The 7856-nt window shown below is 46.7% G+C and carries 5 protein-coding genes and 2 pseudogenes; 1 reads left to right on the top strand and 6 read right to left on the bottom strand.

The genetic code is table 11. The features are described 5' to 3' along the window. A pseudogene (locus NDI52_RS13205) lies at positions 1 to 93 on the top strand (IS5/IS1182 family transposase); the annotation flags it as partial. Between the two features lie 60 nt (positions 94 to 153). Here NDI52_RS13205 and NDI52_RS13200 read toward each other — a convergent pair. The 6 genes and pseudogenes from NDI52_RS13200 to NDI52_RS13175 all read right to left on the bottom strand — a co-directional run. Beyond that, positions 154 to 480, bottom strand: a complete 327-nt coding sequence (locus NDI52_RS13200; protein WP_190773970.1) for a hypothetical protein — start codon at positions 478 to 480, stop codon at positions 154 to 156. 250 nt (positions 481 to 730) lie between these two features. Then, complete coding sequence (locus NDI52_RS13195) at positions 731 to 1255, bottom strand: HAD-IIIA family hydrolase (RefSeq protein ID WP_190773969.1); 525 nt, start codon at positions 1253 to 1255, stop codon at positions 731 to 733. A 218-nt stretch (positions 1256 to 1473) separates the two neighbouring features. After that, positions 1474 to 3717 carry a family 1 glycosylhydrolase gene (locus NDI52_RS13190; RefSeq protein WP_190773968.1) on the bottom strand — a complete coding sequence of 748 codons (2244 nt, stop codon included), beginning with the start codon at positions 3715 to 3717 and terminating at the stop codon, positions 1474 to 1476. 107 nt (positions 3718 to 3824) lie between these two features. Continuing rightward, positions 3825 to 5117: a glycosyltransferase family 1 protein gene (locus tag NDI52_RS13185; protein WP_347280202.1), complete on the bottom strand. Its 1293-nt coding sequence runs from the start codon at positions 5115 to 5117 to the stop codon at positions 3825 to 3827. 157 nt (positions 5118 to 5274) lie between these two features. Beyond that, positions 5275 to 6795: a hemerythrin domain-containing protein gene (locus NDI52_RS13180; RefSeq protein WP_190773967.1), complete on the bottom strand. Its 1521-nt coding sequence runs from the start codon at positions 6793 to 6795 to the stop codon at positions 5275 to 5277. A gap of 243 nt (positions 6796 to 7038) precedes the next feature. Beyond that, a pseudogene (locus tag NDI52_RS13175) lies at positions 7039 to 7173 on the bottom strand (oxidoreductase); the annotation flags it as partial. Positions 7174 to 7856 lie beyond the last annotated feature (683 nt).

The following is a 7856-nucleotide window of genomic DNA, read 5'->3' as shown; positions in this document are numbered from 1 at the left end:
AAGAACTTTGAGCGTACTTTATCTCACGCCAAAGCCCAAATCGATCTTTGCTTCATCCGGCTAATGCTGAAGAGGCTTTCAGCCCCTTCTTAAGATATCAAATGGGCTCTATATAAGGTTTACTAACTAGTAACAAAATCTCAATGCATTTAACTACCCATCAAAGGATTGGGCTAGCCGACATTCAACGCTGATTCTAAATAGCTGGCAGCTTTCGATATTGCAGCTTATAGTTTCTAACTCGGCTTGAGTTCGTTGAATTTCCTGGTCTAGATGTTGCAAAGCATTTTTAACCACCTTAGGGAAGGGCAGTTTTAACGAGAAGAATCGTATTCTTTTCTGCTCGACTTGGATTCTCAGCCTGTTCTTATAATTCAATAGTAATTCTTGCTCCTGTAAAGTCTCGCTGAATAAGTAATTCAGCTCAAGGATGGCGCGATCGCATTCCAGCAGTTGGGCCTGTAAGGTCTCAATATCCATCGTCTGGCTGTTCTGTTGAAATAGTAATACTCATGTTGTATGAACTTTTTGATAGTTGAGCAGGAACCATTCGGAGGATATAGAGGAAGTAGTAGGGTAGAAAGCTTACAGAATGGCATAAGCCTCAAGTTATACCACCCGCTCAAATGCCCCAGAAACCGCTTTGGAAGTTTTTTTCCGTTCGCTTTGTGAAAAAAATCTTCCAGTCATCTTTAAAACACGTTCTGCTATGAACTGTCACTTTCCACAGTTATTCAACCGCTTGGCAAGGGGCAGGATGGAAACTGATCCACTGTTCTGCCCACTGAAATGAAACTTTAGCGCGGCGAGCAGCCGCTTCATCTTCGGGGCGATCGCCCACATACCAGGTGCCGGCGGGAGTATGTTTGTGCCGTACCATAGCTAGATTTAGCATTCCTGCACCGGGTTTACGATACTGCCCTGACCAGTGCGTTTTACTGTGATTGTAGAAGTTATGACGAGTTACACGAAAGCACTTTCTACCTTCAAAATCAGGACAGAAATACACTTCTCTCAACTGTGGTAATAACTCCAAAATGTATTGTTGTTCTTCAATACAACTTTGTATGGATTTATGCCCTGCTGCAACACCACCCTGATTGGTAATGCCGATCATAATCCATTGATCTGAATAGGCCTGTAGGGCTATATCAACCCCGGCAATTATTTGCTGATCCCGAGGATGCTGGAAGTAGCGTTGTCCGCTGAGAGGTTCTCGAAGGGTACCATCAAGGTCTAGCAGTAATAGAGGCATACTCATTTCTCCCAATTATTTTGTGTGCACTTCACGCAAACAAAATAAATTCCCCAGGCACAATTCATTTTTTCCAATTATTTCATGTGCGTTTTGCGCACATGAAATAAACAATCTTCTCAAGATAGTTCATCTCTCAATTTATTTCGTGTGCGCAAAGCGCACACGAAATAAAGAGTCTTTTCTCTATCTTTCTACAAAGGCTTTATGGGTATTTATCATGCACTGACACGCTCATTCAAATAACGACCGATCGCGCCATCCAATGACGGTAAAAGTACACCTCGTTCACTGCTCAAAACACTATAAACGGGACGAGGTGCAACCCAGTTCAGGTCCTTAACTGAGCGAGCTTGAACCCGATTACTATCCAGTCCGGCCAAAGTCGCCACCTCCCGCGCTAAATCAGCCCAGGTAATCGCCCCAGTGTTCGCCAAATGCCACAGCCCTGATTCACCGTCAATCAACAAGTCTAAAGTTGTGTTGACAAGATCAGGAACATAGGTGGGGGAAACAACTGCATCAGATGCCGCAACAAAAGGCTGTCCGGCAGCTAACGCGCGAAGGGCGATCGTCAAGAAGTTGTAAGCATCCCAGGGGCTAAAGAAGGCACTGGTACGAATGACCAGAGAATCAGGATGGGCAGCGAGTACTTTTTGTTCGGCGATCACCTTACTCCGCCCATATACATTCAATGGCGCAACCTCATGGCTCTCCATATAGGGGGCAGCTTGGCTACCGTCAAATACCAGATCTGAGGAGAATTTCACCATTGGAATGCCCCGTTCCGCACAGGCTACTGCCAGAATGGCTGCGCCTTCAGCGTTGATGCGGTGGCACAGGTCGGGCTCTCGCTCAGCATCATCTACCCTGACATATCCCGAAGCATTAATAATGGCCCAGGGTTTGAATTCCCGTAGAGCCTCCTCGACAGAAGCAGAATTCGTGATGTCCATCTCCTGACGGGATAGCAGATGGTAGGGAATGCCCCGAATTTCACAAAGGCGAGCGAAGGCCTGCCCCAGCGTACCCGTCGCCCCAGTAATAAGCAGCGGTGGCGTGGAAGCCGCCGCCGAAGCTTTTGAAATCCGACGCATCTCAACCGATTGGCAAACTGTGCCAGGGGCAGAATCAACCCACGCGCCAGCATCATTTGAATAGTTCACCGGGGGGTAGAGAAGCCGCTGCGATCGCTGCCACCAACCCGGTAAATCCAATACGGGATGGGTATACTCCCATCCTTCGGCCATAGATTGCACCATGCTGGCGATCGCTGTTGGTCGTGGCTGAGTAGACCGAACATCAAAGACCCCTGGTTCGTAAAAGCCATCTGCACGAGTTACCAGGCTATTCCAGTCGTAAGTACCAAGCAGTGACCAGACCGTGACCGCCCGCATATCAACGCCATCCTCCCGTAAGGATTGGGCAACCTGCCAGATTTCCTTCAGCCAGCGCAACTGCTCTTCTCGGGTACACCCCAAATGAGCCTCGGTAATGGCAATAGGCTGCTGGTAGCGTTCCCAAACTTCCTTCAACAACGCAGCATGATCATAAATACCATCGGCACACACCCAAACCGCTTCTACGTCAGCATAGGCATGTTTGCCGTTGCCCCCCCGGGTGTGGGGAGGGTAGCGATCAACGCGTTCATCGATGAAGCGATCGCCACATACATAACGGTTGATGCCAATAATATCGGGTGGGCAGGGGTTATCCTCAAACCATCGTAATTCAGCTTCCTCAACCCCAATCTTCTGCAAGTAGTCCCAGAGGGGGTGAGAAGGATTGACGCGACCGTAGAGCAAATCGAGGGATAGCCAGCGGCGATCGTTCTCCAATTGCGCCTGATACGTCAGCAAAGGTGTGCTGAAGGTTTTACCTAAATCTTCTGTTTGAACCAGTTGGGCATTGGGATTAATCTGTCGGATAGCTTGCATCGCCAGCACAGTAGCACGGCACTCGTGGATAAGCGCCTTAGCGAATATCAAGTCATCCCGTTCGTGAGGATACCAGTGCCCATACAAGCCACTAAATCGCGCCGTCGTCAGCGGTTCATTGACCGGGGTGTAATGGCTCAACCAGGGATACCGTTGGGCGACGGCATAGGCAAATTTTGCTAGCTTTTCCGGGAAGGCTGGATCAACCAGACTGGTATCGCGAGGGCCGCTGCCATGGTGGACTAAGCCAGCGATCGGACAAATTCCCAAATCGTCCAATAAAGCTAAGCGCTCATCTGTCCATGACCAGTCTGCTTGCTCCAGCCCGTTGGGTGCAATCCGTTCCCACAGGACAGGATAGCGGATTGCTTCCACTCCAAGGGACGCGAACTGCTTCAGGTCCTCAATGCGGGTTGCGTGGCCATTCCACTCCAGTTGATCAAAGTATTGATCACCAATGCGATTGACCGTACACTCCACTCCGGCCCACACCGCTAAGGGTGGCATCACCCGTTCTGATGTCATTGAATGCCTCACTATGTCCACTATTATTGTTAAACGTTGTCACACCACAGTCCGCCGATCGCCTTCCCATCACTCAGGTTTTAGCAGAGTGATAGGAAGGCAACACGTTAACGCTTCAGCGATTGATTAGCACGGTCAACCGCAGCAGCCCGGGTAGATCGCGGCATCTTGATTTTTCGGCTTGCCCGAACTGCATTGGCAGCCCGAACGGAGTTTTGTGCAGCGCTGCGCTTGGCAATCGCTGCTTCAACTTGTTGGATCATGTTTTCCCAGGTTTGATCCCAGGAGTTCTGCGCCAAAAATTGATCGACTTGGGTTAACCAATCTGTTTCCTGTTGACTCTGTTGCATCGCTTGTTCGGCTGCTGCAACGAAGTCTTCTACCGTATCTGCAATTTGTACAAATCCTTGTTGCCCATAAGGACGGACAACATCACGAATAGAAGTAGACACAACCGGTTTCCCAGCTGCCAGATACTCCGGAGTTTTGGTAGGGCTAATGAAACGAGTTGATTCATTTAAGGCAAAAGGCAGCATAGCGACATCCCACCCTGCCAAATAGTGGGGCAGTTCTTTATAGGATTTGCCGCCTAAGTAATGGATGTTTGGATGTTGAGGCAGGTGTTCAGGATCAATCTTCATGACAGGCCCAATAATAACCAAATGCCAATCAGGTCTTGCCTGGGCAATACCATCTAGCAATTCCAAATCCATCCGTTCATCAATAACGCCGTAAAAGCCAAGGCGTGGGTGCGGAATGTCTCGCTGGTCAGTAGGATCTTCTACCAGAGTGCGCGCCTGACCAAAGTGCGCCGCATCAATGCTGCTGGGGAAAGCATGGATGTTGGGATGCAAATGTTGTTTGGCTTCGTACAAACTTTGCCCACCTGTAAAGACTACGTCAGCTCGCTGAAATAGTTCTTGCTCTAGATGCCGCAAGGTTGGGGATGCTCCCTTAAATGCAGAGAGCTCATCCATGCAGTCATACACAACAGCCGAGGATGATAAGTGATGGGTAAAGGGCAGCGCTGATGGAGTGTAGTACCAGAGAATGGGGTTGGCGATCGCAAACTGCTCAAACAGCTCATTCATCAAACTCTGGTGCATGGCTGTACGCAATTCATCCGTCACCCAATCCAGCAGGTGGGGCACAACAACCCAGACTCCTGGCTCGCGCTCATTCACTTCAATCCACCAGGAATCGGTGAATTCAACAACGGGTTCTTCAACAAAAAAGACCCGTCGTTTCTGAGCGCAACGGCTTAGCAGATGCTGAGGACGTTGATACACAAAATCCCATCGCAAGTGAGACAAGCAGACTAAATCAGAATTGCCATATAGAACATCTTCAGTCTTTAGGAAAGACGGATGACTAAGCATGGATGGACTGAATTGACTCACGATGCCCTTCTTCTATTTTTTATAGGTGATAGATCCAAAATAAAGCTAAAGATGCCTTGAAAGGAACTACTTGAAGAGGTAAACAATGTCTCTACTAATGGAAGGAGAAGTGTTAAGCCACGCATCTTTTCTGTTAGTTTGGCGACAGATCAACTCTTCAGTTATGTGAAATAGGTTGTATTTTTTTCAACCTCAAATTAAATCTTGACGAGTAAAGAAATATACTGAAGAGTATGGCAAAAATGAGATCAAGAACACCTGAAACCAAATAGAGGGGATGCAAGTTTCCTAATAGCGTATGGTAGGCCAGTATAAGAAAGACGCTGGATTGGATTAAGATCCCTAATCTAACAATGCCATGGTTTTGCTGAATATCATTACTAACCCACCAATAACCAATTCCAATAATGAAGACCAGCCCATAAAAAAGCTGTGAGTATTCAGAATTGACTAGAGGTTCCGTTTGTAACCAAGTTCGTATCCAGCGATCGCCTAACAAAAATACAACTGCTTCGAACCAATTAATCACAGCCTTTGACTGGAATACTAATTTCCATGGAGCAGTTTGATTCAAGAAGATGAATCCAGTTTTCATTCTTTCTTGTCCACTACTCTGATTCGGCTGAGTCTGAGACGAAACAGGTCTTTTTTCTGATGGCTGGGCTTGTTGTTTTTGAAGTTTGCTTTTTGCAGCTTTAAACTCAGTTGCTAATTGCTTTTGTTGCTCGTGGTCAAAGTTATCTTTGAGCTTCGGAAATACATCGCTTTCTTCCTGGTCGATATGGCCTCGAACCGCCAGGCGAAGCTGTTCAACCTGAGCCTTGAAGTCAGGAGCAGCAGGATCAAGCGGCTTCATCGCATCGAGCATTTCAATGACATGATCTGTCTGATCAACAATCTCCTGCATCTGATCGTAATAGGGCTGAACAGCCGGATATAGCACTTGTTCTTCAGCTAAACCATGGACTTTAACATCCTGATAAAGCTGTCCAAAATACTCCTGAATCTTCTGTGGATTGTCACTCCCCAGGATTTCTGCAAAGAGAACATCGGTCTTACTATGATCCATCAGGAGCAGATCACGGATGCTCATTTCATCATCCGTTCGGGTAACGACACTACCCACAACACCTGTGAGAGCGGCGATCGCATCCCCACTTCTGCCCCAGAACCCCTGATCTGGGCTCTGCCCGGTTAACTCTTGTACACCTAGAATTTCCAAAATTCCTTTGAGTTGTTCCTGATGAGCACGATTCTCAAAGTTAATGGTGTGGAGGGGAGCGATCGCCATTGCAACGTCAGCCCCAATGATTTGTGCGGCTTTATGAATGACTTCTCCAGCCATGGTTTGCTGGTGCTTCAGCAATTCATGGCGAAATACCTTCTCCGCAAGGGGAAAGTCAGAATTTTCCATGTAGCCTTGAATGGTATTCAGGTTTTCCTCAACACCTGTGCTGAGTTTGCCCTGAATACCATACTGCGTGATCGTCGAGTCTAGAACGCCCAGGTTTTTCTGGTCTTGCTCCAGCATTGCTTGTAGTTGCTGGCGAATGGTGCCATCCTCAACAGCATCCATCAAAACTCGCTCATTAGAAATAAGCAGATTTTGGAATGCTTTCATTTCTGCCAATTGAACAGCGATCGCAATCCGCTTTGTATCGTCAATGGTGCCGAACATAATCCTCCTTAACCATCTGATACATTACCATTTGGCAAAATTGTTCTCCCAAGCCGGGCGCAGCTTAAGCCAACTGCTAATCGGCATAGCTCAGGTTAACTCTCTTTAAAGTGGCACGACTTAAATTGGTTCGAAATAGACTCGCCCCGGCTCAATTAGCATAAGTTAGCCCTACACTCGTCAAATCAAAACCACTCAGGAATAGAAACTTCCATGCAGCGCCTGAAGATGGAAACACCTGCATACGTCTTCACGAGCGGCCAGAGCAACTTCTACTCCCTGTCGAGCAGCCATACAGGCAGTAACTAAACCCATTACATTAGAAGCACCTGTAATGACAATCACCTGCTCGTGAAGGGGTTTGAGTGCAATACCCATACTGATTTCCTCCAACGAATGAAGAATTTGCAGTCCTCCCTGAGGCAGAAAAATGTGGCCTCTATGGGCTGATAAAAGTATCTCTGTAAGACTCAGTCTAAATAGAAGCATCTAAACCTGGAGAAATATCGTTGTGCTTGTATTCAATGAGCAAACTTTACAGCATTCTCTTTAAATTCTCTTTTGTTTCTGACTATTTATTAGTTGACTAAGTTTCGTGATATCAAACCACAGACTCAAGAATGAGACCCCTACGGCCGTTAGGCATATCAGGCTTAAACCTTCTAAAATCAATCCTTTTATCACCTCTAATTCATTCATTCGATAGAGGCTAAAGCAATAGTATACACAGCGTGAATAAATGACTCACTGAACTCACTGCATTTACTACAGTATTTTCTAATCTAGTGCCTAATTTAGAAGTTATTTTTTCGTACGCTTTGTACACGAAAAAATAACTTCTAAATTAGGCACTAGTGGAAAGAGGCTATGAAGTAGGACCCCGCTTGCATCTTCTATCCCTCGTTCAAGGATTGTTTGGAAGGTTAAGATAGCTATGTCACCTCACTTCAAAAACATTTCATGGCTTACGTAGAAGTGCTATAAAGAGCATTGCAGATACCCAGTATTATGGCTTTTAACTTATCAGGAATAACAGCATTTTTAATAGGGCGCTTGGAACC

This window comes from Leptolyngbya sp. PL-A3 (genome assembly GCF_039962325.1).
GTDB lineage: Bacteria > Cyanobacteriota > Cyanobacteriia > Elainellales > Elainellaceae > Vacuolonema.
Note: the sequence above shows the minus strand (reverse complement) of the source record. Positions and strands in the feature narration are given on the sequence as shown.

Excerpts from the sequence above, each read along its gene's own strand:
- NDI52_RS13190 (WP_190773968.1), bottom strand. The coding sequence starts at position 3,717 with ATGACATCAGAACGGGTGATGCCACCCTTAGCGGTGTGGGCCGGAGTG.
- NDI52_RS13180 (WP_190773967.1), bottom strand. The coding sequence starts at position 6,795 with ATGTTCGGCACCATTGACGATACAAAGCGGATTGCGATCGCTGTTCAA.
- NDI52_RS13195 (WP_190773969.1), bottom strand. The coding sequence starts at position 1,255 with ATGCCTCTATTACTGCTAGACCTTGATGGTACCCTTCGAGAACCTCTC.
- NDI52_RS13200 (WP_190773970.1), bottom strand. The coding sequence starts at position 480 with ATGGATATTGAGACCTTACAGGCCCAACTGCTGGAATGCGATCGCGCC.